Source organism: Sinorhizobium arboris LMG 14919 (genome assembly GCF_000427465.1).
Lineage (GTDB): Bacteria > Pseudomonadota > Alphaproteobacteria > Rhizobiales > Rhizobiaceae > Sinorhizobium > Sinorhizobium arboris.
Window position 1 is genome coordinate 602,662 of sequence record NZ_ATYB01000014.1, and the last position, 24,771, is coordinate 627,432.

Consider the following 24,771-nt stretch of genomic DNA (forward strand, 5'->3'; position numbering starts at 1 on the left):
CCCCTTACTGCACAGTCAGGAGAAATGGTAAAAATTGAACCATCGGGCCTTTGAGGTGCCGGTTACGGCGCGCTGGTCAGGTAGTCTCGCGCGCGACCGCCCGCCAGCCGATGTCTCTGCGATAGAAGCCGTTCTCCCAGTGAACGTCGCCAAGCGCCCCGTAGGCTGCGTCCTTCGCCTCGGCGACGGTCTTTCCCGTGGCGGTGACGTTCAGCACCCGGCCGCCGGTTGCAACCAGCTTGCCGTCCTTGATTGCCGTACCGGCATGGAACACTTTGGTGCCGGCGGAAGCGTCGGGCAAGGTGTCGATCGGCGTGTTTTTCGCGTAGGCGCCCGGATAGCCGCGCGAGGCCATCACCACGGTCAGAGCAACGTCGTCACGCCATTCTGCTTTCATGCCTTCAAGCGTTCCGGTGGCCGCCGCGTAGAGCAGCGGCAGGAGGTCGCTTTCGAGGCGCATCATCAGCACCTGGCATTCGGGGTCGCCGAAGCGGACATTGTATTCGATGAGTTCCGGCCCTTTTTCCGTGATCATCAGGCCGGCAAAAAAAACGCCGCTGAAGGAACAGCCGCTTTCGGCCATGCCGCGGACGGTAGGCTCGATTATCTCTTTCATCGTCCGTTCGACCATCTCGGCGGTCATGACGGGCGCGGGCGAATAGGCCCCCATACCGCCGGTGTTCGGTCCAGTGTCGCCGTCACCGACACGCTTGTGGTCCTGCGCGGAAGCGAGCGGCAGCACGCTCTTGCCGTCGCAAAGGCAGAAGAAGCTCGCTTCCTCGCCGTCGAGATAGGCCTCGACCACCACCTCGGCGCCGGCTGCGCCGAAGGCGCCGGCGAAGCACTCGTCGACCGCGACAAGGGCCTCGTCGAGGGTCATCGCGACGGTCACGCCCTTGCCTGCGGCAAGCCCGTCCGCCTTGATGACGATCGGCGCGCCCTGCTCGCGCACATAGGCTTTGGCGGCTTCGGCATCGGCGAAGCGTTTATAGGCGCCGGTCGGTATTCCGTAGCGCGCGCAGAGGTCCTTGGTGAAGCCTTTTGATCCTTCAAGCCGGGCTGCTGCGGCCGAAGGGCCGAAAACCGGGATGCCTGCGGCGCGAAGCGCGTCGCCAAGGCCGGCGACCAGCGGCGCTTCGGGACCGACGACCACGAAGTCGATCGCATGGTTGCGGCAGAAATCGACGACGGCCGCCTGATTTTCCGTGTCGAGGGCAACGATCGTGGCCTCTTCGGCGATGCCTGGATTGCCGGGCGCGGCATAAAGTGTGGTCAGTCTCGGCGACTGCGCGATCTTCCATGCAAGCGCATGCTCGCGGCCGCCCGATCCGATCAGAAGAACCTTCATCGCCATCCTCGCCGTCAGGGATTGTTGCGCTGCGGTTAGGACGGCAAGCGGGACGAGGTCAAGGAAAAAGCGGTTGATGCTACAAATTTGTGGTGTTCGCTTGGCGTAACGCTCTCTCTCGCGCGCAAGATGTCAGCGCCGAGCGCCGAGCGCCGACCGGCTGTCGCCCTCGGCCGGCTTCGAGGCGAGCGCGACGTGGGACAGCGCCCAGATCGCCAGCTCGGCGAGCGGGAGCGGCTTGCTGATCAGATAGCCCTGGAAGCGGTCGCAGCCGGCCGCGGACAGCATGGCGAGTTTTTCCGCCGTATCGACGCCTTCGCCGACCACGGCCATCTCCTTCGCGTGGCATAGCGCGATGACCGCTTTGAGCACCGCGAGGGATTTCGAAGCCGTCAGATTCGAGACGAGCGCCCGGTCTAGCTTGATCGTGTCGGCGGCATAATCGATGATCTGCTGAACCGACGTGTAGCCGGCACCGAAGTCGTCTATCGAAAGCCGGAAGCCTTTGCTCCTGAGCTCTTCCATATTCAGGCGCAATTGATCGCTGATTTGGACGGCGAACGTCTCGGTGAGCTCGATATCGATCGATCGCGCCTCCAGGCCGTAGCGCGCGAGGCAGTCCGAAAAATGCCCGCTGATCGACTTCGAGTGCAGTTCGGCCGAGGAGATGTTGATCGCCAGCACCGTGTCGGGCCCGAACAGCGCCTTTAGCTGGTGGCAGTCCGACATCGCCTTATCGATAACCCACCAGTCGATCTTGGTGAACAGACCGGAGCTCTCGGCGATCGGAACGAATTCATCGGGCGTCACATGGCCGAGGACCGGCGAGTGCCAGCGCAGCAATGCCTCGCAGCCGGTGACTTTGCCGCCGGTGTCGACGATCGGCATGTAGACCAGGTGAAACTGCTCGTCGGGATCGAGCGCCCGAAGCTCTTCCTGGATTTGCCGTTGGCGTGTGCGTTTGTCGTTGAGCGCGCGGGAGAAGCGGGCGGAGCGGTTCTTGCCGGCGCTTTTCGCCTGGTACATGGCCGCATCGGCATTCGAGATCAGTTCCGCGACCGAGCTCGCATCGTCAGGGCATACCGCCACGCCGATGCTTGCCGTGACCGGATAGCGCTTGCCCGCCAGCTCGAACCCATCTGAAAACAGAGCGAGGATCGCAGCGCAGGTCTCGCGCACCGCTCCGTCGCCGGGCCGGGTGCGCAGCAGAACGGCAAATTCGTCCCCGGAAAGCCGCGCGAGAATGGCCGGCTCCTGTCCGCGCCTGCGCGTGATCGCCCCGACATCGCTGGCGATCCGCGCGGCGAGCGTTTTCAAAAGCTCATCGCCGACATCATGGCCGTGCTTGTCATTGACGAATTTGAAGTTATCGATGTCGATGAAAAGCAGGCTGCATTTCTCGACGGATGCGACAGCCTCCTGGACGGCCTGCGTGGCCAGCATGTTGAAGCGCGCCCGGTTGGCGATGCCCGTCAACGTGTCTGTCCAGGAACTCCGCTGCACCAGCTGGAGCGACTGGACGGATCGGCGATGCATCTCCCGGATATTTCGGGTCAGACGGCCGATTTCACCGGCCTCGTCCACCTCCGCGATCTCCTCGCGCGCCCCCGCCATCACCGCCATGACATTGGTATCGAGCGTTGCGATCGGTCCCGTGATGAAGCGGCGGATGAGCACGATGATCAGCCAGATCGAGAAGAGGCTCATGGCCACTGCGCCGAGGGCCAGAAGCACCTTCTGACGCAGCATCTGAGCGTCGAAATGCGTATCCGAGACCGTCAAGGTCGCATGCAGAGACGGCCCGAGAGGGACGCTCGCCGACAGGCCGTCGGTTACGGCAAGCGGCCAGGGCTGGAGGACGATGTCGGCGCCATATTCCTTTTTCAGCGCCGCCTGCAGCTTGAGAAAACGGTCGGGCTGCACCGCGACCTGCATCAGCAGTGCATTTGCCTTGTTGCTGGGGGCCGGTCGGCCCAAGGTTATCGGATCGGCGAAGAGGGAATAGACGATCCGCGGCCTGTCGCCGGTGCCGTCGACATAAGTCCAGTCGCCGAGTTTCGATCCATTGGCCAGCTGGCGCGCGAGGTCGAGCTGTGCCTGGTCGATCTCCGCGAAGGGATCCCAGCTGTTTTCGAAGTAGTATTCGGTTTCCAGCTTGTTGTCGAGAATGGCGAAGGACAGGTAACCCGCTGGATCGTCCAGCAGCGACTTCAGATTCTCCTGCAGCCGCACGCCAAGCGCGCTGGCGCGATATTTCTTGTCGGTTTCGGAGACGTATTGGCGCAGCGCGTTGCCGCCCAGGAGCGCATTGAGGGCGCCCCGGCTGCGCCGGACCTCGTTCTGAAAGACGGCGGCGGCATGCTCGAGCCGTTGAGAAAGCTTTGCGTGCTCTAGCGCGCGGATGGAACGGCTCTGCGCGACGTGAACAGACACGGCTGCCAGAAGATAGCCGGCCAGCACGACCGGAAAGATCAGGATGAGCGCACGCTTGCCGAGGGTCACTGGAAGTTCGCCAACGTGTTGATGATGCGCCGGCGCGCCTCTATCGACCGGACGGACAGTTCCTTGTGGTGCTGGTTTTTCGCCATGATTTCGGACGGGGGGTAGATTTCCGGATCGGAGCGCATGGTCTCCGGAAGGAGCTTGAGCGCCACGCTGCTTGCAGTCGGCATATTGAGCGCGAGCGCGTTGGCGGCGGCGGCCTCCGGCGACGCGATGAAGTTCAGGAACTCGATAGCCCGCTGCTTGCGGGGCGATTCGGCCGCGACGGAAAAACAGTCGAGCCACGACAAGGTGCCCTCTTTCGGGACTGAATAGCGCCACAGCCCCGCCTTGCCGGCTTTGTTGTTGAGGACGTGCTGATCGCCGCTGTAGCCGAGTGCCAGATGTATCTCCCCGGCCAAGGCCGGGTCCTGGATCGAGGTGACGACGTAGTCGTAGGTCAGAACGAAAGGGGCCTGCGCCTTCAGGAGCTCGAATGCAGCCCTCAGGGTCTCCGTGTCGTCGGCATTGAGAGAGGCGCCGAGCAGCATCAACGGTGGCACGAAAATCTCGCTGTGATCGTCGAACATGGCGATGTGCTTCCGAAGCGCCGGTGCAGGGCGCATCATGTCCTGCCAGGATGTCGGCGGTTGCTTGACCACATCGGAGCGGTAAAGAATGCCCACAGTGCCCCAGAAGTAGGGAAGGCCGTAACCGGCGCAGGTTTTGCGCCGTTCCGGGGCATAGTCCTTGAGTGCGGCAAGGTTGGCATCGGAGATCGGCTCGAGGACGCCTTTCCGCCCGAAAAGCATCGCGCCGTTCTCATCGACGATGACAAGATCGATGTTGCGGCCGGGATCGGCGAGAATCTCGTCTCGGGCGTCATCGCTGTCGAAATTTATCTGGCGGATGGAAACGCCCGTCTTCTCCGTCCAGCGGTCGATCAGGCCCTGATCGATATAGTCTTCCCAGATCAGCAGGTTAAGCGTTTCGGCCCGGCTTGCGGAAGCGCAAAGCAGTGCTGCCAGAACGACAATGGCCCCACATTTCCTCATTCTTCGCCCCTGCTCACCCCCATCGCCGGACGCTATCCGGCAATGATTGAGGAATGCTTACGCCAGGAGCAAAGACTGAAAACGCGGAGCGGCAGCAGCCCCTTATCGCGCGGGCAGCTTCGGCAGAAACACCGTGAGCAGTCCAAGGAGCGGCAGGTAGGAGCAGATCTTATAGACGAACTCGATGCCCTGCCGGTCGGCGAAGATCCCGAGCACCGCGGCGCCCATGCCGCCTGCGCCGAAGGCGAAGCCGAAGAAGACGCCGGCGATAAGTCCCACCCGGCCCGGAACGAGTTCCTGCGCGAAGACGACGATTGCCGAGAACGCGGACGAAAAGATGAGGCCGATGATGACGCTCAATACGCCCGTCCAGAACAGGTTCGCATAGGGCAGCAGAAGGGTGAACGGGACGACGCCGAGGATCGAGAACCAGATCACGAAGCGGGCACCGTAGCGATCGCCGATCGGGCCGCCGAGGAAGGTGCCTGCGGCCGCCGAACCGAGAAACAGGAACAGCATCAGTTGCGCCTGCTGTACGCTGGTGCCGAATTTTTCAATGACGAAAAAGGTGAAATAGCTCGAGATGCTCGTGAGATAGACGTTCTTCGTCGCCGTCAGCAGTACGAGAATTGCGATCGTCCACAACACCCGCGCTTTCGGCAGCGGCAGCGCGCGGCTGGGAACGGGACGGCTCATGGTCGAGCGGCGGTGGCGCACATACCAGGTGCTGACCCAGGAAAGCACGAAGAAACCGGTGATTGCGACGATGGAGAACCACCCGAGGCTGCCCTGGCCGAAAGGAAGGACAATAAACGCTGCGAGCAGCGGCCCGAGCGCGCTTCCGGCATTGCCGCCGACCTGGAACAGCGACTGGGCCAATCCGTGGCGGCCGCCCGAAGCGAGCCGGGCGACGCGGGAGGATTCGGGGTGGAAGATCGCCGATCCGATGCCGATCAGGCTCGCTGCGACGAGCAGCATCCAGAAGTGGTCGGCACTGGCGAGAAGCAGGAGACCCATGCAGGTCGAGAGCATGGCGAACGGCAGCGAATAGGGCAGCGCCCAACGGTCCGTCACAATGCCGACGGCGGGCTGCAGCATCGACGCCGTCACCTGGAAGGTGAACGTCAAAAGGCCGATCTGTACGAAATCGAGGGCATAGTTTTCCTTGAGCAAAGGATAGAGCGCCGTCAGCAGCGACTGCATGATGTCGTTCAGCATATGACAGAAGCTGACAGCGAGAATAACCGAGAATGCTGTCTTTTCCGGACTGATATTGCCCGCCGACGTGACCGTTGCCATGGAACGTTTCCCTTCGAGGCGGCTCGCCAGGGGGAGCCTTTTCGGCCATCTCTAGACGGCTTGTCGCTGGCCTGCTTTTGTGATTTGGTCGATTTCTTTCGTGAGTGGGCCAGATGGCGAAATCCGACACGCTGCCAAAGTTGCCGGACGCGGACCATTTCAGAAGTCTGGAGTGGATCGAGAAGGCGAACGCGCCCGTCCTCGCGATCGGGCGGGATTACGCCTGCGGACTCACCGTGCCCTCCCACAGCCACAGTCGAACGCAACTCTGGTGGGCGCGTTCGGGAGTGGTGCTCGTCTATACGTCGGGCGGGCGGTGGATGATTCCCCCCGGCCATGCCCTGCTGATCCCCGCCGGGATCGAGCACTCGGCCGAGATGGTCAGCGACGTCCGAATGCATTCCATCTATATCCTGCCGGAGGCGAGCGAGGCGCGCCGGCCCCTCGTTTTGGAGATGAGCACGCTCGTCGGCAGCCTCATCGACGAACTCGTCAGCGCCGGGAACGAAGCTTCGTCCGAACGGCGCGAAGGCCTGATCATGGAGTTGCTGCTCACGGAAATCCCGCGGCTCAGCCAGCGCCCTTTGGGTCTGCCTTTCCCGCGCGACCGCAAGCTCGCTCTCCTCTGCCGGCAATTTCTGGAGGCGCCATCGGCATCCGCAAATACCGATGCGTGGGCGGCTCGCATGGGCATCAGCCGGCGTTCATTCACGCGGCTCTTCCGCCAGGAGACGGGCGTGAGCTTCGTCACGTGGCGCCAGCACGCCTGCATCTTCGCCTCGCTGCCGCGCATCGCGGACGGCGAGCCGATCACCACCGTAGCGCTCGACGCGGGCTACGAAAACGTCGCCGCCTTCACGACCATGTTCCGCCGCATGCTGGGTGCACCGCCGAGCGTCTACCTCCGCGACCAGCGGACCTGACGGGCGTCGGCTTTTTTCGTGGAATAGCTTTACTGCATGTGTCCTTAATCGCATCCGATTAAAGGACAGAACATGCAGCAGATCAAAGTGCTACAGCGACCTTTGCGCGTCTGATGGGTGCGCGCAGGTCTTAGTATTAGTATGGTATTAGTCTTAGTATTAGTCTTAGTCTTAGTCTAATCTGCGGTATCACCGCAGATTGACGCGAGTTCTGAAGCTGAATCGATGCTGCTAATGGAATCGTAAGGCCTTGCCGAAGATAAGGACACGCTGTATAACGTGAGCAGTCACTCCTTATACGTCATTGAGGCACGTTCCGGGTTCCCTTCACCGATAAACTAGTCTTCGGAGTATGGATGCGAATACATGTTGTTTTTCTTGCGTCTCAGGCGTTTCTTCTTGCAGCCGGATCCGCCGCTGCCGAAGAAAGCCGGTATCCCTGGTCGGGAGACTGGTATCTGAAGATCGGGGCTACAGGTTTTCTCGGCCCGGAATATGAAGGCGCTTCGAAGCGTGTGCTCCAGGCGGCGCCGCTCGTTTCGCTCGGCAAGGCGGGCAGCGCCGTGCGCTTTTCGTCGCGCAACGACAACATGTCCTACGCCCTGATCGATCAAGGCCATTTCCGCGCCGGTGCGGTCGGCAAGCTGATTTTCGAGCGTACCGAAAATGACTCGAGCGATCTTAACGGACTGGACCATCCCAAGTTCGGCGGGGAACTCGGCGGTTTCGCAGAGGTCTATCCCACGGACTGGATGCGTCTTCGCGCCGAGATTCGTCAGGGTATCCGCAGCCATCATGGGGTGGTCGCGGATGTTGCAGCCGACGCCTTCACCGATGTCAGCGACACCGTCCGCGTCTCGGCCGGTCCGCGAGTGACCGCGGCATCGAGCGATTATTTCGGCGCCTATTTTGGTGTCAACGCCGCAGAATCGGCGGCCTCGGGACTCGCCACCTATGAACCGGGCGGCGGTATTCACTCCGCGGGTCTTGGCGCGGAGATCAACTGGATGGCGACCGAGAAGCTGGAGACCGGTGCCTATGCCGAATATCGGCGACTGATGGGCGCCGCCGCCGATTCGAGTCTCGTACGCGAGCGCGGCAGCCGCAACCAGTTCCTCCTGGGGGTGTCCGCAACCTATCGCTTCGATTTCACGCTACCCTGACGAGTCTTTCCGGACGAAGCGGGTGGAACGAAACGCGGCGCTTGACCGGCAGGTCTTGCGGGGCCAAACAGTGGTCATGGACAGTTCTTCCACCGATTCCGGCCGCGTGCACGACGCGCCGTCCAACAACTGGGTCTACCGGGTTCTGCCGCGGCCGCTATGGCCCTATGCGCAGCTTGCCCGCTGGGACCGGCCGATCGGCTGGCAATTGCTCCTGTGGCCATGCCTCTGGTCGGCGGCGATGGCGTCCGGAGCGGCCGCATCGCTCGGCGGCTTCTCGCCCCAGCGCTTCCTTTTCCATATCTTTCTCTTCGTTGTCGGGGCGATCGCCATGCGCGGCGCCGGCTGCACCTACAATGACATCGTCGATCACGACATCGATATGGAAGTGGCGCGCACGCGCTCTCGGCCGCTGCCTTCCGGTCGCGTTACGCGTTTTCGGGCCAAGGCATTCATGCTGTTGCAGGCCTTTGTGGGTCTTGCCGTGTTGTTGCAGTTCAACGGTTTCACGATTTTTCTCGGCTTCCTGTCGCTGGCGCTGGTCGCGATCTACCCGTTTGCCAAGCGATTCACGGACTGGCCGCAATTCTTCCTCGGCCTTGCTTTCTCCTGGGGCGCGGTCATGGGCTGGGCGGCGGAATTCGGCGGCCTGTCGCTGGCCGCGGTCGTCCTTTATGCCGCTGCGATCGCCTGGACCATCGGCTACGACACCATCTATGCCTATCAGGACAGGGAGGACGACGAACTGATCGGCGTTCGATCCACCGCGCGCCGCTTCGGCGACAATCCACGACCGTGGCTCATCGGACTGTACGGGATTGCGGTTCTTCTGATGTTTTTCGCTTTCGCGGCGGCGGGCGCCGGATTCTTCGCCTATGTCGGGCTCGTGGCGGCCGCGGCTATGCTCGCCTACCAGATCCTCGTATTGAACATCCACGATCCGTTGCAATGCCTTGCGCTGTTCAAGTTCAACGGCGTCGTCGGTCTTATCATCTTTGCCGGACTTGTGCTCTCGCTCGTCGTGCGGCTCATATGAAAAATCCTCCGGAATCCGGAGGATCGCTGCCCGCATGATGCAGGTAAGATTGTCTCGGCAGGCCGTCCGAGCGGTCCTTACGCCCAGCTCGGTTCAGCCTCTGGCTGGCGGCTTTGAACTGCGGTTTGTCTGCCGACAAGGGCTCGAATGGCGGCGAGGGTCGCGAGAAGGCGCTTGCGGATCATGTTGTCTCCTTCATCTGTGTCCTTGGTCAGGAATCGCTTATGCCATGAAGAAGGCGGCGCATTTGTTTCGGTGGTAACACTTGCTCGCCTCGGGGAAGAACCCGTGATCGCGGTAAGCGCGCCAAAAAGGAAAGCCGGCCGCGAAGGGCCGGCTTGCTGCTGAATGTGTTGAGGTGCGATACCCCGAGATCAGGCGCGGGCGATGATTTCGCGGCCGTCGATCTTCATCTGGATGCCGAGACTGCCGGTGGAGCGGCGCACGAGAAAGCGTGGCCGGCGCTCGGCGAAGAAGGAATGGCGGCGGCGCGGTTTCGCGGGAGCGGCACGGACATCGCCTATGTGCTCCTCGAGCGGCCGCGCGACCCCGTCGGCCTCCACCATCAGCATCGGAATGCGATAGGCCTCGGCCCAGGCGCGCCAATCGGCCGCGATATCCGAAAGATCATGCGCGACGAGCAGCGGAATGGAGAGATCCGGATCATCGTGATGAAGTTCGAGCGTCACTGTTACCTCCCCGTCGCCATGGTCGATCGCCCGCGCCGCCACGCCCTTGAAAGCTCGCGCCGGCAGAGCGATCGAAAGCGGCAGGCCACTGGATGGTAGCACCTTGCGCAGCACAGCGCCACGCTCGTCAAGGCTGATGCTGACATTCCCTGTGTGCCCGCGCAGCATGTAGCTTGCTTGCTGCGGAAAGCGCTTCGGGTCAAGTCTGAGCGTGTTTTCGACCCAAGCCGGTTGAGAGAGTGTATTGCGCATTTCAAATCGCCCTTGTTTTCCTTGAGAGCCGTTCCCGGCCTTCCTGTCGGGACTTTTTCGTCCTCTATGGGCGGAGGATAGGTCGGCTCTGTTCCGGGCGGCTTAAAATTCGCGGTTAAAAAAACTTTGCCGTCTCCAATGGTTAGCAAAAACCGAGGCCGCAAGGTTTCTCTTTCGTCAACGAAATCGCGGGCATTTTCGGCGGCGAAAAGCCACACACAAGCATGCCGCGCCATCCTTGCGGCCATCGATGTGGTTTCAAGGGGATGTCGGAGTGCCGGCGGTCCCCGTTCCTTGCTGGCGGGCGACGCATGGTTTCGACTTATCTCGACTACAATCTCATCGCACGCGACATGAAGGTCAGCCTGAGACGCGTATCGGAGCAGACGCTCGTCGCCCGCGATACGCTGTACTACAGGGAGAACATCGGCAGTGTGGCCTCTGTCGACGAGTTCCTTGGCGACTACCGCCTCTATTCCTACGCGATGAAGGCCTATGGTCTGGGCGACATGATCGACTCGGTCGCCTTCATGCGAAAGGTGCTGGATAGCGACCTGTCCGACGACAACAGCTTTGCCAACAAGCTGACGGACGAACGCTACCGCGATTTCGCGATGGCGTTCAGCTTCGGCGGCGGGACTGCGGTTTCGCAGACCGAAGCGCAACTCGACGAGATCATCGGTCTTTACAATACGAGCATCGCCAGCATCGGGGAAATCCAGAAGGAAGAGACGCGCTATTACAACGTCATGATCGACAAGGTCACGAGCGTCGATCAACTCCTGAACAATGACCGTCTGCGAGCCTACATCTTCACCGTCTTCGGTATCAACGAGAGCACTTACTCCCGTGAAACGCTCCGAAACGTTCTCTCCAGCAATGCCGAGGATCCCGACAGCTATGCGAACACCGTTCTCGAGCCCAGACTTTCGGAGCTTCAGGCTGCCAGAGCCGATGCTCAGGCCAAGCTCCAGCAGAGCAACACGACGCCGGCGGAGAAACTGGAGCTTCAGGCAAACATAGCCACTTACAACAAATCGATCTCCACGATCGGCAATTACCTGGCGATGGCGGCAGCGTTCCAATTCGACGCCGACGGCACGGTAGCCGCGGGATCGGCGCAGACCGCCGCGCACAAGAAGACCATGAATGAGCTCTACGTCTCCAGCAACCCCCGGATCACACCCCAGGCAGCACTTCTGAACAAGGCCTATTTCGAGGAGAAGATCGCGAGCATCGCGAACGTCAGCGAGCTTGTCGCCGATACGCGCCTCTATGACTACATCCGCACCGCGTTCGATCTCAACGAGGTCACCATCGTGCCGGCGACGATCAAGAATATCCTGACCAGCGATCCGGATGACCCGAACAGCTACATCAACACGATCGGCAAGGGCAACGAGAATTACAAAGCGCTAGCCAGGGCCTTCAACTTCCAGGCGGACGGCACGCTTGCGGCGGGCGATGCCGCGCAGACTGCCGAGCAGACGACGCTCACCTCCAGCCGTTACATGACGCGCTACAACGACAAGGACGACGCAGCGGACGCGAAGGCGATCGACGCCTACAAGCGCGCCGTCCCGAAGATGACGTCGGTCGGCGACTTCATCGACACGGCTTCGATCTACGATTTCGCGCTGCAAGCGGTCGGTCTCGATCCCGACGCCGAAAGCGCACGAACGATCAAACGAGTGCTGACCAGCGACCTCAACGACCCGAAGAGCTTCGTCTACACCTTGAAGGACGAGCGCTACCTGAAGCTCGCCCAGCTGTTCAACTTTACGACATCGGGCGATGTCGGCATCCCGGCATTGGCTCAATCGGAGACGCTGATACAGGAGACCGCCAAGACCTACATCGTCAACAAGTCCCGTTTTGGCTCGGAAGAGGACAAGGCGAAAGCCGAGGCCGAGGCCGAATACTACTCGGCGGAGGTCGCCAAACTTTCCTCTCTCGACGAATTCCTGGCCGATAGCCGCCTGGTCAATTTCGCTCTCGAGGCGAACCGCATCGATCCGGAGAATGTCACCGTCGATTTCCTCCGCGACATCTTCACCTCAGATCTCGACGATCCAAAGAGCTTCATCAATCAGCAGCAGAACTCCGGGGCCTATACCGCCCTGGTCACTTCATTCAACTTCGACCGCGCGGGCAATATTCTGCGCGAGGACAAGAGCATCATCGTCACGCGGCAGGGGCTTTACGAGACCCTCGACCGGTACCTGCACCAGACGCTGGAAGAACAGGCCGGCGAGGACAATGCGGGTGTCCGCCTGGCACTCTACTTTGAACGCCAGGCAGGCTCCGTCGTCGACGCCTACGATCTCCTCTCCGACAATGCGCTTGCCGAAGTCTTCCGCACGATCTTCAGCCTGCCCGACGAATTCAGCGCCATGGACATCGACCAGCAGGCAAAGATCGTCGAGAAGAACCTAGATCTTGAAAAGCTCAGCGATCCGGCCGAACTGAAGAAACTCCTCGCGCGCTTCACCGTGCTCTACGATCTGGAGAACAACACCGAGGTCGATCCGGCCGTGGTCGTGCTTTCAGGCAGCGGCGGGAATATCGGCATCAGCGCCGATACGCTCTTTCAATTGTCGCAGCTCAGGAAGGGCGGGTAGGATAGCGGCAGTAGCGGCCGGAAATACGCGCTTCCCGATGCGGTCCGTACCTGTCTCAGTCCTCCCGCAATAGCTTATCCGGGTTCATTATCCCGGCCGGATCGAAGGCGTGCTTGATCCGTCGCATGAGTTCGATCTCGATCGGCGAGCGGATCGCCGCAAGTTCATCGCGCTTCAATTGGCCGATGCCATGCTCGGCGGATATCGAGCCGTCGTGTTTGAGTACGACGGCGTGAACGATCGCATTGATATCCCGCCACCGGTCGAGGAAGCTCTGCTTATCCGCACCGACCGGCTGGGAGATATTGTAGTGAATATTGCCGTCGCCCACGTGGCCGAAGGCGCAGATGCGCGCGCCGGGGATGGCCTTCGTGACCAGCGCATCGGCCTCGGCCATGAAGGCCGGAATGCTCGATACCGGCACCGAAACGTCATGCTTGATCGAGCCGCCTTCAGGCTTCTGCGCCGGCGACATGCTCTCGCGCATGTGCCAGAGGGCTTTGCGTTGCGCTTCGTTCTGGGCAATGACGGCGTTTTCGACAAGGCCGTCGGCGATGACCGTTTCGAGTAGGTCCTGCACCAACCGTTCCGCGCTTTCGGCCGAATCCGAGGTGGAGATATCGATCAGCGCATACCAGGGATGCGTCGTTTCCATCGGGTCGCGCACGCCGGCGATGTGCCGGGTGGTGAACTCGATGCCGAGCCTCGGCATCAGTTCGAAGCCCGTCAGGGCCGGCCCGCAGACGCTCGATGCCCGATCGAAAAGCGTAAGCGCGTCCTCGACGCTCCTGAGGCCGGCAAAGGCCACCTGGTGGCCGCGGGGCTTCGGAAAGAGCTTCAGCACGGCGCCGGTGATGACGCCGAGCGTTCCCTCGGCGCCGATGAAAAGGTCGCGCAGATCGTAGCCGGTATTGTCCTTTTTCAGGCGTCTGAGCCCGTCCCAGATCTCCCCGGTCGGAAGCACGACCTCCAGCCCCAGGCAGAGCTGGCGAATGTTGCCATAGGCAAGCACGGCGGTGCCGCCGGCATTGGTCGAAAGATTTCCGCCGATCCGCGCCGAGCCTTCCGAGCCGAGCGAGAGAGGGAATAGCCGGTCGACATCGTCGGCGGCTTTCCGGATGTCTGCCAGAATGCAGCCGGCGTCGGCCACGATCACGTTGCCGACCGGGTCGATGTCGCGAATGCGGTTCAGCCGCTCGAGGGAAAGGACCACGTCGGCTCTCCCCTCACGCGGAATCTGACCGGCCACATGCCCGGTATTGCCGCCCTGCGGCACGACTGCCGTTCGGGTCTGGCTTGCAAGACGCATGACCAGCGAAACCTCCTCGACGGAGCCGGGCCTGAGCACGAGCGGCGTCGTGCCGTGGTAGAGCCCGCGGGACTCGACGAGGTAGGGTGCCGTGTCGGCCGGTGCTGTGAGAGCATTGCCAGGGCCGACGATGTCGGCGAAGGAGGCGATGAGTTCGGGAGAAGGAAGTATGGTGGTCATGGCCTGCCTTGGATCGGTGTCTGCGCCATCAGCCCCGCGGGGCGGCCGCGCGCTGCAATCGGTCGATGATCGCCTCGCCGAGCCCCTCGCTCGGGATCGGTCCGAAGGCGATGGTCGCGGCGCCGGTGGCATCCGCCTTTTTCATATAGTCGAAAAGATTGGCTGCGGCCTCCCGAAGGCTGCCGCCTGGACTGAGATCCATGACGATCACGGCATCGCCTTCTCCGGGAAGCGCCTTCCCGCCAAAGCGGATCAGGGCTTCTCCTTTCCGGACCTGTTCGGCATCGAGCCGCACGGCCGCGCCGGGCGCATAATGCGAGGCCAGCATGCCGGGCGCCTCGATGACGGCGCCGGCAGTCTCCGGGCGCTCGACGGCGAGCCCGGTAAGCGCCTCGATCTCTGCCGCGTCGAGTCCGCCGGGCCTCAGCAGCCGCAGCCGTCCCTCATCGACCTTGACGATGGTCGACTCGAGCCCGATCTCGGCCGGGCCCGCGTCAAGGATAAGCTTCAGCCTGGGACCGAGATCCGCCTGCACGTGGGCAGCACTGGTAGGGCTGACTCCGCCCGAGGTGTTGGCACTCGGCGCTGCCAAGGGCCGCCCGAACCGGGCGATCACCCGACGCGAGAAACCGTCGGGCATGCGAATTCCGAGCGTGTCGAGACCGGCGGATGCGAGCGCGTGTACGGTAGTTTCCCGCCGCTGCGGCAGAATGAGAGTGAGAGGCCCCGGCCAGAAGGCCTCCGCCAGGCGCCGAGAGACCGTGTCGAAGGTCACATGCGCCTCGGCCATCGCCAGATCCGAGACGTGGCAGATCAGCGGATTGAAGCGCGGCCGCCCCTTCATCTCGTAGATGCGGCTGATTGCATCGGGGTTGGTGGCGTCAGCGGCAAGGCCGTAAACGGTCTCCGTCGGGATGGCGACGGGATCCCCGTCCGAAAGAACGGCGCAGGCTTTCTCGATTGCCCGCTCCGGTTCGATGCGCGTGTCTATGACTTCGGCCATGGCGGTGTCCGGTCCTTTCCGTCGCCTTCCTTAAAGGAGCTGTCGGAAAAACAGAACGATTTTCTTCGTCAAAGCCCGCGAATGATCCGGCGAAGGGCTTCGTCGCGTGCGCCGAGCATCAGCACGTTCTTGAGGGCCACCTTCGGATCCTGCGTCCGGAAGATCAGCCCGTTGCCGCGGACATTCCGGTTGACGACGATCCGCGCCTCGCCGGCATCGGGTTCGGTCGCAACGGCGAAGTACATGCGCGAGTAGCCCGGCCGGATACGGTCGAAAAAATGGTCCTCGTGCCCGAGGTCGCAGAAGAAGTTCGCGAAGTAGAAGGACCAGGTGATCTCGTGCAACTCGGCGAGGCGGGTACTTGCGGCGGTCACATGGCAATAGCCGAGATGCGGGCTGTCGGCGAGCGTCCGGTGAAAGACCATCTTCGGGAACCGGATCGAAGTGTGAAATCCGTTGATCCGCCGGTGGGTCGTCTCGCCCGCTGTCGCCAGTTTCCGCCCCGTCTGCTGCGCGACCTCGGCATAGCTCAGGTACTGGCGCTCGCTCGGCATCCAACAGCGTCTGTCGATTCTGCCGGTTCGCAGGAACTCGGTATGGGCGGTGGGTTTCGGCGTTGCGGCCGGTGCCTCTTCGGAGGCTTCGTAATATCGGAACTTTGCCATGGGCGTCTTCGCGCCATCCTGTCCGCAAGCGGGTCGATAGCGGCCAAGGTTAGGCCATTACGGTTAACGAAGCATTCCCGGTCGCGCAGGACGGGGTCGATCGGATCCTGCGCCAATGGGCAGTGTCGCAAAACGGCAAATCGCCTTCGCGTCGTGAACGACGCTGCCCAAAAAAGGGCCGGCAGCATCGAGATTCATCTACCCTATTGTTTGTTATGGATAATATTGCCCTCTTGGTCGCCGAATGCTTCATTTTCTGCCTGTCGTCTTTCTGGAATCGGATGTCGCCAATTGGCAGTTGCCCGACCCGCTCGCAAGCTTAGATGAGGACACTCAAGGTGCCACCTCGAAGAGAGGGCGGAGAATTGGGAAGCCGGTCAAATCCCGGCGCTGCCCCCGCAACGGTGGTGGAGCGAACAGCCACGGCAGAAGGCCACTGGACATCGCGTCCGGGAAGGCGCCGGGCGGGTCCCCCGTGGACAGCTCCAGAGCCCGGAAACCAGCCTTGGAGCACAAATCGAGCAGCTGGTTGCGGCGGGCAGCCGGATCGGAGCCATATGCGTTGCGGGTCCATGCGACCGGCGCGGGTTCCTGTCCTGCCTCTCCGGAGCGGCGGAAAACGAGGACAAGGGCATGGAAATTCAGACCGAAATGCTGCGCAAGCTGAAGACGCGTCGCGAAGGCTATAGCCTGGATCGCGCCTTCTATGTCGATCCCGACTATTACCGTCAGGACCTGGAGCAAATCTGGTACAAGGATTGGCTGTTCATCGGCCATGATTGCGAAGTCCCGCGGCCGGGCAACTACTTCACGGTGCAAATCGGCGAATATCCGGTGGTCATTGTGCGCGACCGGCAAGGCGCGGTCCGGGCTCTCCACAATTCGTGCCGGCATCGGGGCTCGCGCGTCTGCACGCAGTCCAAGGGCTCGTCGGCCAAGCTTGTGTGTCCCTACCATCAGTGGACCTACGAGCTCGACGGCCGGCTGCTCTTCGCGCGGCAGATGCCCGAGGGCTTCGACCCGGCGGAGCACAGTCTGAAGCCCATCCATTGCGAGACCGTCGGCGGTTATATCTTCATCAGCCTTGCCGATCACCCGATGGACTTCCAGCCGTTCCGCGAGACGGTCGCCGGCTATCTCGCGCCGCACCGCCTCGGAGAGACAAAGGTCGCCTTCGAGAGCACCATCGTCGAGAAGGGCAATTGGAAGCTCGTCTGGGAGAACAATCGCGAGTGCTATCATTGCGCTGCCAATCATCCGGAACTCTGCCGCACCTATCCGGAGGCGCCGACCGTGACCGGGGTCCAGGGGGCGATGGACGATCCGGAAATCGGCGCCCATTGGCAGAAGTGCGAGGCTGCCGGTCTTCCGAGCGCCTTCCGGATCGCGCCCACCGGCCAGTTCCGCATGACGAGGATGCCGCTGATCAACGGCGCCGAGAGCTACACGATGTCCGGCCAGAAGGCCGTGAGCAAACAGCTTTCTACCGGAGTGAGCGCCGATGGCATCGGCACGCTGCTGCTCTTCCATTATCCGACGACCTGGAACCACATCCTTGGCGACCACGCGATCACCTTCCGTGTGCTTCCGCTCGGGCCGGAACTGACGCAGGTTACGACCAAGTGGCTGGTCAACAAGGATGCGGTGGAGGGCGTGGACTATCGGATCGACGAACTGACGCATGTCTGGACGGAGACCAACGACCAGGACCGGCAGATCGTCGAGGAGAACGCTTTCGGTATCCGCTCGCCGGCCTATGAGCCCGGTCCCTATTCCGCCGAACACGAGGGCGGCGTCATGCAGTTCGTCGAGTGGTATTCGAGCTTCATGCTGGACCGTCTCCAGGACGGAGCCACGTATCTCTCGCGGGTGGCATGATCATGGAGATGCCTCGTTCCTTCCACCATTTCGACGAGCTCGATCCCTGGAGAGACCGCCAGCACCTGCTGGAGTGCATTGCGGCGGTCACGGAGACCGCCGACGTGATGACCTTCACGTTCCGCTCCGACAAGCCGGCCTGGTTTCGCTACCTGCCCGGGCAGTTCGTGACGCTCGAACTGCCCGTTGCAGATGAGCCGGTGATGCGTACCTACACGCTGTCCTCTTCGCCGTCGCGGCCGCTCTCCGTGGCGGTTACCGTGAAGGCGCAGCCCGGCAGCATCGGCACGCGCTGGATGTTCGACAATCTGAAGCCCGGCATGGTGGTGAAGGCGCTGGGGCCGCTCGGCGACTTCAGCTTCGTTCGCCATCCCGGGGAAAAATATCTTTTCATTTCGGCGGGTTCGGGCATCACGCCGATGATGTCGATGACGCGCTGGATGGCCGACTGCGCGCCGGAGATGGATGTCACCTTCATTTCCTGCGCCCGCCGCCCCGACGATCTTCTGTTCAAGGCGGAGCTCGAAGTTCTCGCCCGCCAGATGCCGCGGCTCAATCTCGGCTTCCTGGTGGAGGGACACGAGGCGCGGCACGGCTGGCATGGTTTGCGCGGCCGCATCGACGCGACCAAGCTGCCGCTGCTCGCACCGGATTTCCTGGAGCGAACCGTCTTCTGTTGCGGGCCGGAACCCTTCATGCGTGGTGTTCGGGAGATGCTGAAAACGGCCGGCTTCGACATGGACCGCTACCACCAGGAGAGCTTCCAGCCTGCCGCGGCACCGGCGGCCGAGGAGCTTGCAATTCGAGCGGGGCCGCCCGCCGATGCCGGGGCCAGTGCGGCGCGGGTAAGCTTCACGATGAGCGGCAAGGATGCGACCGCCCTTCCCGGGCAGACGATCCTCCAGACGGCGCGCGCCAATGGTGTCAGGATCGGGGCCGCTTGCGAAGGCGGCATCTGCGGGACGTGCCGGGTGATGAAAATCGCCGGCGATGTCGAAATGAACCACAACGGCGGCATTCTCGACGACGAGATCGAGGAGGGCTACATCCTCGCCTGCTGTTCGCGGCCGATAAGCGACGTGCAGATCGAGGCCTGAGCTACCGCCGCTCGGATTGGTAGGGCAGGTGCGCCTCTGCGGCCCTGACGGCGATGGAACCGGTTACGGTCCTGTCGGCGCCCGCTCCCGATCCGCTCTCCGCCTCGGCACGGCTGATAACGAGCGGCCGCGAGAGAGAGGCCACCGCTTCGGCGTTCAGCGCCGGGGTCGTGCCGACGGCGGCCGAGGCGACAACGGTGAGCACCGGCGGTTTCTCCGGGAGAAGTCCGCCATGAGGCCAGACGCTTTTCAGTGCCGCCGCGCTCATCGCTGCGACATTCACGTCGATGTCGTTCAGTGTGCCGGGGACCCGATAAGGGCAACGCTTCTTTCCGCAATTATGCGCCGACGAGAATTGCCAGAGCGAATAACGGTCCCAGTTTCCCATCGGAAAGACGTTGCGGATGGCGGGCTTGTAGCGCGCATACCAGAGCGGAAGACGCGAAAGCAGCCGATGCTTGAAGCGGTTGGCGGCAATGTGTTTCGCGGTTGCGTGATTGGTGTAGAGGACGGGATAGCGCCCGGTCCTGGCCTTCACATGGCCGGCGAAAATGGCGGCGTCTTCGAGTGACATGTATTTTTCCGGATCGATCCCTTCGATATCGAGCACCATCAGCTCGTCGTCGCGCGGGTCGGCATAGTTGAGGAAGTGGTTCGCCTGATCGACGGGGTTGCCGGGCCTTGCAAGATGATAGGCGCCCCAGAGCAGGCCATGCGTGCGCGCGATCAGCCGGCGGGTCTGATAAAGTTCGCGGCTGACGGCATATTTGCGCCACATCGTCTTGCAATGGGCGACCGTATCGCCGCGGTGGTCGCCGGTACAGGTGAAGCTTTCCGGCAGGCCGTCGGAGGCTTTCGCGATGAAACCGGCGATCCGCTTATCCTTAAGCATGGCTTCCCAGTCGATGCTGTTCAGCTCGTAAGCGTCGACGATGATGGCGTTCTGCCGCTCTTTCCACGGCTCCACTTCGCCGGCGCGCGCGCTCGCCGCCGCGAAGGTCAGGCCCATGAGGACCGCCAGGCGCAAGATCATCCCTATGGTCGAGATTCCCCGCTTTTCCATTCTCTGAGATTGCCGACTTAGCGTTAAGAGGTCGTAAATCTCAGCCCCGGCCCCAATCTGCGCGAGGCGGACGCATCTGTACACCGACCTGAAGGGGCAAAGTCGACGGCCGGATTCCGCCTTGGATTGTACTGCCGGAGGGATTTTCCCCTGCCGTATCCGCGCGCGACGGTTGCTTCCGGCGATTTCTGCTCTAGTCTTGGTGTACTGCCCTTGCAAGGGCCGGTTGTGCATCGAAATCGACGCAAGGAGAACATGATGTCACGCAAATGGCTTTCGGGCGCGCTTGCAGCGATCGCGCTGACGGCATCGCCGGTGCCGTCGCAGGCATTCACGCATCTGCCCCCTCGGGTTACCGTCGAGAGCGCCATTACCGATGTTCAGTATGTGCCGCGGCGTGGCTATTACCGGTATGGCGACTTCGATTACTACAACGGTTATCGTGGTTACCGCTATCAGCGCCCCGGCTACCGCTATTACCGGGGATGGTGGTATCCGCCGGCAGCTTTCGGGATCGTGATCGAGCGCCGCCCCGCTTATCGCCCGCCGGCTCGCTACGGCAGCCGGCACGTCCAGTGGTGCTACGGCCGCTATCGCTCCTACAGGGCCTATGACAACAGCTATCAGCCCTATAACGGGCCCCGCCGGCAGTGCTATTCGCCCTATAGCTGAGCAGGCCGCTTCGCTCAGAGAATGCCGATACGCTTGAGGACGAGCCAGGCGAGGCCGGTGGACGAGGCAATGAGCAGTCCCGCGAAGGCGGTGCCGCTGCCCTCGGAAAAGGGGAGCGCCCCCGTGTTCATGCCGAAGAAGCCGGTGACGAGTGTTGGCGGCAGCAGGAAGGCGGTCATCAGCGAGAGGATATAGAGGTGGCGGTTCGTCTCCGAGGAAATCTTGCTGTCGATTTCCTCGTGGAGCAGCCTTGCGCGTTCCTGAAGGGCGAATACATCGCGGTCGACGGCCTCCAGCCGATCCGAGAGTCTCTCGGCCACGTCGACGAAGCCCGGCGGCACCTCGTCCTCTTCCAAGGCTCCGCACCGGCGCAACAGGGCGAGCACGGTCCTTAAGTGTCGGTGCAACCGCACGACGGTCCGGCGCAACGGCGCCAGACCTGGCTGCTTCCTGTGCCCGGCCTCGCCATAGACATGCTCCTCGATGACGTTCAATTCCTCCGTCAGCTCGAGGACCAGCGTGATCAGTGTGCGCTGGAATTCCACGACGAGCATCTCGAAGAGGTCGATCGGGCGACTGCATCTGGCGCTCTTCTCCACGGCCGCCTTCACCCGGTCGATGCTTCTCAGCGGATGCAGGCGCGTGGTGATGATCATCCGGTCGCTGACGGCGAAATGAAGCCAGCCGATCGTTTGCGTCACCGCATCAAATGTTCGCTCGAAATCGACCAGCGTGCCGTGTACGACGTCATCCGCGACCGTGATCGCCGCCTGCGTGTCGTGGCTCGTCAGCGTCGCGATTGCCTCCTGCGGAAGATTGCCGATCCGCTCGATCAGCGCCGGTGTGCGCGCGTCGCTGAGCGCAAGGTGCAGCCAGATCCAGTCTTCGCCTGCCTCAAGGCTTTCGATGGGCGAATCGGCGGCTATGCGCTGACAGCGGCTTTCTCCCGGCACGAACCGGTAGGCCCAGACGAGGCCCGGTATGTCGGGTGAAATCAGATTCATCGGAGCGCCTCGGCCGGATCGGACGAGACGGCTTCTATTCGCGGGCCATGACAGTTTTGTTACAGTTCCCTGGCCGCAGTCGCCGTCCGGCCGCAGTAAGTGACGTTGACGTGCACGTAAAAATGACTAGTCTGCCGTGCATCGAATAGGCGCCGGCGGACGCAGGGGAGGAGCACCATGTATAAGGCACCGGTCGAAGAGATCGCATTCACCCTGAAGCACGTGGCCGGCATGGCCGAGGCTCTCGAAACCGGGGCGTTCGGCGAACTCGGCGAGGACCTCGTAGGCGCGATCCTCGCCGAATCCGGGCGCTTCGCATCGGAAGAGGTGGCGCCGCTCGGCGACGCGGGCGACCGGCAGGGGTCGCGGCTCGTCGATGGCGCCGTCGAGACGCCGGAGGGCTGGCGGGACCTCTACCGGAACTGGATCGCGGGCGGCTGGAACGGTCTGACGGCTCCCGAGGCCTTCGGCGGGCAGAACCTGCCGCACATGTTGCACGTTGCCGCCATGGAAATGTGGAACAGCGGTTCCATGGCGTTCGCGCTTGGGCCGACGCTCACCATGGGTGCAGTCGAAGCGCTCGAAAAGCATGGTACCGACGCACTGAAGGCGACCTTCCTGCCGAAGATGGTCTCGGGGGAATGGATGGGGACGATGAACCTGACCGAGCCGCATGCCGGATCGGATCTCGGCGTGCTCAAGACCCGTGCCGAGCGCCGCGAGGACGGCACCTACCGCATCTTTGGGCAGAAGATCTTCATCACCTGGGGCGAGCACGATTTCACCGACAATATCGTCCATCTGGTGCTCGCACGGCTGCCGGATGCGCCGCCCGGGACGAAGGGGATTTCGCTGTTTCTCGTGCCGAAGTTTCTCGTCGACGAGGACGGTTCGCTCGGCAAGCGCAACGATGTCTTCTGCCATTCGCTGGAGCACAAGCTCGGCATCCACGGATCGCCGACCTGCACGATGATCTATGGCGACGGCAAGTTCGGCGGCGAGAAGGGGGCGATCGGCTATCTGGTCGGCGAGGAGAATCGGGGTCTCGCCTGCATGTTCACGATGATGAACAATGCGCGGCTTGCGGTTGGAATGCAGGGCGTCGCGATCGCAGAGGCCGCCACCCAGAAGGCGATCGCCTATGCGAAGGAGCGCACGCAGGGCCGCGCGCCGGGATGGAGCGGTGAGGGTATGAGCCCGATCATCGAACATCCGGACATTGCCCGCACGCTGCTTACGATGAAGGCGCTGACGCAGGGATCACGCGCCATCGCCTATGCCTGCGCCCACGCCGTCGACATGGCGCATGCCGCGCAAGGGGAGGTCGCCCGCCGGTGGCAGGAGCGTTCGAGCCTGCTGACGCCGATCGCCAAGTCCTTCGCCACCGACGCCGGCGTCGACGTCGCATCCATGGGCATCCAGGTCCATGGCGGCATGGGCTTCATCGAGGAAACCGGGGCCGCGCGCTATCTCCGCGACGCCCGCATCGCGCCGATCTACGAAGGCACCAACGGCATTCAGGCGATCGACCTCGTCACCCGCAAACTGCCGCTCTCCGATGGCGCACAGGTACGCGGCTTCATCGCCGAGCTCCGGGAGGTCGCTGCTGCCGTTGCCGCGTCGAACAGGGAAGGCTTCGGCGAAACGGCCGCAAGGCTCGATGCGGCGGTTACCGATCTTGAGGAGGCGACCGAATGGCTGCTTTCGAGGCTTCGCGAGGGAAAGCTTGCCGAGGCGCTCGCCGGCGCGACCGCCTATCAGCGCCTGTTCGGCCTTGCGCTGACCGGAGTCTATCTCGCCAAAGGCGGTCTCGCCGAAGCGGGTGATGGGCGGCAGGACCGGCGCGTTGCGCTTTGCCGTTTCGCAGCGGAAAATCTGCTCTCGGAGACGGGCGCGCTCAAGGATCGCGTCGTCAACGGCGCAGAGAGCCTCGCCGCCGCCCGTTCCATACTCGACTGAGGAAACCCCATGACCGACCACGTACTCGTCGAACGGCCGGAAGCCTATCCCGGCGTTCAGCTTATCCGGTTCAACCGGCCGGAGAAGAAGAACGCCATCACGCGTCAGATGTATGCCAGGATGACGGAAGCGCTGACCGCTGCCGGAACGGATCCCGCCATCCGCGCGACGGCATTCCTCGGAACGGAAGGGTGCTTCTCGGCCGGCAACGACATGGCCGACTTCCTCGCCTTCGCCATGGGGGGCAGCATGGGGGGCGAGGTTCTGGATTTCCTGCGGGCGCTTGCCGGCGCGACGAAACCGATCGTTTCCGGCGTCGACGGACTGGCCATCGGCATCGGCACGACGATCCACCTTCACTGCGACCTGACGGTCTCCTCCGCCCGATCGGTGTTCAAGACCCCGTTCGTCGACTTGGCGCTCGTTCCGGAAGCGGCCTCGAGCCTCATCGTTCCGCGCATCATGGGCCATCAGCGCGCTTTTGCCCTGCTTGCAGCCGGCGAGCCGCTCGACGCCGCCGGTGCGCGCGAGGCCGGGCTGATCTGGAAGATCGTCGACGAGGCTGCCGTCGAGGAGGAAACGCTTGCGCTCGCCGGGCGCCTCGCGAAAAAACCGCCGGAGGCGCTGCGCATTGCCCGCGGCCTCATCCGCGGCGACCGCAGCGACGTGCTCGCCCGGATCGAGGAGGAGGCGAAGCATTTTGCCGCGCAATTGAAGAGTGCAGAGGCGCGAGCAGCCTTCGAAGCCTTCATGCGCCGATAGAGCGCTTTCAGCAAAAGCCTGGAACGATTTCCGGCGGAAGTGCCTGGTTTCGAAGTGTTGGAACGGGATGCGGGCGGAAAGCCGCGCGCGCTTTCCTATCCCGCTCGAGGATGCCCGTGGCACTTTGCAGGAGTCATTTTTAATCGCTTCTTAAATAGCTTTCGGTAGCTTGCGCCGCAGTAAGCCTGTCGAACCGCCAACGTCCATTGATGAGGATGTGCGGGTATTTCGGAGCAAGGCTCCCGGCCGCATGAAGCATTGCCGGCTCCGCCTTTGCGGCATGTCCCATCGTTTCCCCGCCGCCTTCACGTC

The 24,771-nt window shown here is 62.6% G+C and carries 19 protein-coding genes and 1 riboswitch; of the genes, 9 read left to right on the forward strand and 10 right to left on the reverse strand.

The genetic code is table 11. The features are described from left to right. Positions 1-76 precede the first annotated feature (76 nt). The 4 genes from purD to SINAR_RS0114000 form a co-directional block, all read right to left on the reverse strand. Entirely contained in the window at positions 77-1,348 is a 1,272-nt protein-coding gene (gene purD, locus SINAR_RS0113985) for a phosphoribosylamine--glycine ligase (RefSeq protein WP_027999676.1), read from the reverse strand. 132 nt (positions 1,349-1,480) lie between these two features. Further along, complete coding sequence (locus SINAR_RS0113990) at positions 1,481-3,850, reverse strand: putative bifunctional diguanylate cyclase/phosphodiesterase (RefSeq protein ID WP_027999677.1); 2,370 nt, start codon at positions 3,848-3,850, stop codon at positions 1,481-1,483. Next, positions 3,847-4,884 carry a polyamine ABC transporter substrate-binding protein gene (locus SINAR_RS0113995; protein ID WP_027999678.1) on the reverse strand — a complete coding sequence of 346 codons (1,038 nt, stop codon included), beginning with the start codon at positions 4,882-4,884 and terminating at the stop codon, positions 3,847-3,849. The genes SINAR_RS0113990 and SINAR_RS0113995 overlap by 4 nt, the downstream gene beginning before the upstream one ends. A gap of 102 nt (positions 4,885-4,986) precedes the next feature. Further along, a complete protein-coding gene (locus SINAR_RS0114000) occupies positions 4,987-6,183 on the reverse strand; it encodes an MFS transporter (protein WP_027999679.1) in 1,197 nt (398 codons plus the stop codon). Positions 6,184-6,296: 113 nt separating this feature from the next. Here SINAR_RS0114000 and SINAR_RS0114005 point away from each other — a divergent pair, with 113 nt between their 5' ends. The 3 genes from SINAR_RS0114005 to ubiA all read left to right on the forward strand — a co-directional run bounded on the left by SINAR_RS0114005 (position 6,297) and on the right by ubiA (position 9,305). Further along, positions 6,297-7,106, forward strand: coding sequence for an AraC family transcriptional regulator (locus SINAR_RS0114005; RefSeq protein ID WP_027999680.1), 810 nt, complete (start codon positions 6,297-6,299; stop codon positions 7,104-7,106). 356 nt (positions 7,107-7,462) lie between these two features. After that, on the forward strand, positions 7,463-8,269 hold the full coding sequence (locus tag SINAR_RS0114010) for a MipA/OmpV family protein (RefSeq protein WP_027999681.1): 807 nt from the start codon (positions 7,463-7,465) through the stop codon (positions 8,267-8,269). 76 nt (positions 8,270-8,345) lie between these two features. Continuing rightward, the gene (ubiA, locus tag SINAR_RS0114015; protein WP_027999682.1) at positions 8,346-9,305 is read left to right on the forward strand and encodes a 4-hydroxybenzoate octaprenyltransferase; all 960 of its coding nucleotides are present in this window, start codon (positions 8,346-8,348) and stop codon (positions 9,303-9,305) included. A 374-nt stretch (positions 9,306-9,679) separates the two neighbouring features. Here ubiA and SINAR_RS0114025 read toward each other — a convergent pair whose 3' ends face one another. Continuing rightward, positions 9,680-10,246 (reverse strand): DUF6101 family protein, encoded by a 567-nt coding sequence (locus SINAR_RS0114025; protein ID WP_027999683.1) that lies wholly within the window; start codon positions 10,244-10,246, stop codon positions 9,680-9,682. Between the two features lie 311 nt (positions 10,247-10,557). Here SINAR_RS0114025 and SINAR_RS0114030 point away from each other — a divergent pair, with 311 nt between their 5' ends. Next, positions 10,558-12,867: a DUF1217 domain-containing protein gene (locus SINAR_RS0114030; protein WP_027999684.1), complete on the forward strand. Its 2,310-nt coding sequence runs from the start codon at positions 10,558-10,560 to the stop codon at positions 12,865-12,867. A gap of 55 nt (positions 12,868-12,922) precedes the next feature. Here SINAR_RS0114030 and SINAR_RS0114035 read toward each other — a convergent pair whose 3' ends face one another. The 3 genes from SINAR_RS0114035 to SINAR_RS0114045 form a co-directional block, all read right to left on the reverse strand. Then, positions 12,923-14,356, reverse strand: coding sequence for an FAD-binding oxidoreductase (locus SINAR_RS0114035; RefSeq protein ID WP_027999685.1), 1,434 nt, complete (start codon positions 14,354-14,356; stop codon positions 12,923-12,925). A gap of 28 nt (positions 14,357-14,384) precedes the next feature. Continuing rightward, positions 14,385-15,359, reverse strand: coding sequence for an L-threonylcarbamoyladenylate synthase (locus SINAR_RS0114040; protein ID WP_027999686.1), 975 nt, complete (start codon positions 15,357-15,359; stop codon positions 14,385-14,387). Positions 15,360-15,427: 68 nt separating this feature from the next. Then, positions 15,428-16,024: a DUF6656 family protein gene (locus tag SINAR_RS0114045; protein WP_027999687.1), complete on the reverse strand. Its 597-nt coding sequence runs from the start codon at positions 16,022-16,024 to the stop codon at positions 15,428-15,430. 319 nt (positions 16,025-16,343) lie between these two features. After that, positions 16,344-16,546: riboswitch (cobalamin riboswitch) on the forward strand. 111 nt (positions 16,547-16,657) lie between these two features. Between SINAR_RS0114045 and SINAR_RS0114050 the strand changes: the two genes are divergently transcribed. After that, complete coding sequence (locus SINAR_RS0114050; RefSeq protein WP_027999688.1) at positions 16,658-17,902, forward strand: aromatic ring-hydroxylating oxygenase subunit alpha; 1,245 nt, start codon at positions 16,658-16,660, stop codon at positions 17,900-17,902. Next, on the forward strand, positions 17,899-18,999 hold the full coding sequence (locus tag SINAR_RS0114055) for an FAD-binding oxidoreductase (RefSeq protein ID WP_027999689.1): 1,101 nt from the start codon (positions 17,899-17,901) through the stop codon (positions 18,997-18,999). Before SINAR_RS0114050 ends, SINAR_RS0114055 begins: the two co-directional genes overlap by 4 nt. A gap of 1 nt (position 19,000) precedes the next feature. On the opposite strand, the gene SINAR_RS0114060 is transcribed toward SINAR_RS0114055, so the two are convergent. Beyond that, positions 19,001-20,062: a glycoside hydrolase family 25 protein gene (locus tag SINAR_RS0114060; protein ID WP_027999690.1), complete on the reverse strand. Its 1,062-nt coding sequence runs from the start codon at positions 20,060-20,062 to the stop codon at positions 19,001-19,003. 258 nt (positions 20,063-20,320) lie between these two features. Between SINAR_RS0114060 and SINAR_RS0114065 the strand changes: the two genes are divergently transcribed. Next, the gene (locus SINAR_RS0114065) at positions 20,321-20,734 is read left to right on the forward strand and encodes a BA14K family protein (protein WP_027999691.1); all 414 of its coding nucleotides are present in this window, start codon (positions 20,321-20,323) and stop codon (positions 20,732-20,734) included. A gap of 14 nt (positions 20,735-20,748) precedes the next feature. Here SINAR_RS0114065 and SINAR_RS0114070 read toward each other — a convergent pair whose 3' ends face one another. Then, a complete protein-coding gene (locus tag SINAR_RS0114070) occupies positions 20,749-21,738 on the reverse strand; it encodes a transporter (RefSeq protein ID WP_027999692.1) in 990 nt (329 codons plus the stop codon). Positions 21,739-21,915: 177 nt separating this feature from the next. Here SINAR_RS0114070 and SINAR_RS0114075 point away from each other — a divergent pair, with 177 nt between their 5' ends. Beyond that, on the forward strand, positions 21,916-23,697 hold the full coding sequence (locus tag SINAR_RS0114075) for an acyl-CoA dehydrogenase (protein WP_027999693.1): 1,782 nt from the start codon (positions 21,916-21,918) through the stop codon (positions 23,695-23,697). A gap of 9 nt (positions 23,698-23,706) precedes the next feature. Beyond that, a complete protein-coding gene (locus tag SINAR_RS0114080; protein WP_027999694.1) occupies positions 23,707-24,459 on the forward strand; it encodes a crotonase/enoyl-CoA hydratase family protein in 753 nt (250 codons plus the stop codon). Positions 24,460-24,771 lie beyond the last annotated feature (312 nt).

Excerpts from the sequence above, each read along its gene's own strand:
- SINAR_RS0113995 (WP_027999678.1), bottom strand. The coding sequence starts at position 4,884 with ATGAGGAAATGTGGGGCCATTGTCGTTCTGGCAGCACTGCTTTGCGCT.
- SINAR_RS0114035 (WP_027999685.1), bottom strand. The coding sequence starts at position 14,356 with ATGACCACCATACTTCCTTCTCCCGAACTCATCGCCTCCTTCGCCGAC.
- SINAR_RS0114070 (WP_027999692.1), bottom strand. The coding sequence starts at position 21,738 with ATGAATCTGATTTCACCCGACATACCGGGCCTCGTCTGGGCCTACCGG.
- SINAR_RS0114000 (WP_027999679.1), bottom strand. The coding sequence starts at position 6,183 with ATGGCAACGGTCACGTCGGCGGGCAATATCAGTCCGGAAAAGACAGCA.
- SINAR_RS0114045 (WP_027999687.1), bottom strand. The coding sequence starts at position 16,024 with ATGGCAAAGTTCCGATATTACGAAGCCTCCGAAGAGGCACCGGCCGCA.
- SINAR_RS0114030 (WP_027999684.1), top strand. The coding sequence starts at position 10,558 with ATGGTTTCGACTTATCTCGACTACAATCTCATCGCACGCGACATGAAG.
- SINAR_RS0114065 (WP_027999691.1), top strand. The coding sequence starts at position 20,321 with ATGTCACGCAAATGGCTTTCGGGCGCGCTTGCAGCGATCGCGCTGACG.
- SINAR_RS0114060 (WP_027999690.1), bottom strand. The coding sequence starts at position 20,062 with ATGGAAAAGCGGGGAATCTCGACCATAGGGATGATCTTGCGCCTGGCG.
- ubiA (WP_027999682.1), top strand. The coding sequence starts at position 8,346 with ATGGACAGTTCTTCCACCGATTCCGGCCGCGTGCACGACGCGCCGTCC.
- SINAR_RS0114005 (WP_027999680.1), top strand. The coding sequence starts at position 6,297 with ATGGCGAAATCCGACACGCTGCCAAAGTTGCCGGACGCGGACCATTTC.
- SINAR_RS0114040 (WP_027999686.1), bottom strand. The coding sequence starts at position 15,359 with ATGGCCGAAGTCATAGACACGCGCATCGAACCGGAGCGGGCAATCGAG.
- purD (WP_027999676.1), bottom strand. The coding sequence starts at position 1,348 with ATGAAGGTTCTTCTGATCGGATCGGGCGGCCGCGAGCATGCGCTTGCA.
- SINAR_RS0114010 (WP_027999681.1), top strand. The coding sequence starts at position 7,463 with ATGCGAATACATGTTGTTTTTCTTGCGTCTCAGGCGTTTCTTCTTGCA.
- SINAR_RS0114080 (WP_027999694.1), top strand. The coding sequence starts at position 23,707 with ATGACCGACCACGTACTCGTCGAACGGCCGGAAGCCTATCCCGGCGTT.
- SINAR_RS0114025 (WP_027999683.1), bottom strand. The coding sequence starts at position 10,246 with ATGCGCAATACACTCTCTCAACCGGCTTGGGTCGAAAACACGCTCAGA.
- SINAR_RS0114055 (WP_027999689.1), top strand. The coding sequence starts at position 17,899 with ATGATCATGGAGATGCCTCGTTCCTTCCACCATTTCGACGAGCTCGAT.
- SINAR_RS0114050 (WP_027999688.1), top strand. The coding sequence starts at position 16,658 with ATGGAAATTCAGACCGAAATGCTGCGCAAGCTGAAGACGCGTCGCGAA.
- SINAR_RS0114075 (WP_027999693.1), top strand. The coding sequence starts at position 21,916 with ATGTATAAGGCACCGGTCGAAGAGATCGCATTCACCCTGAAGCACGTG.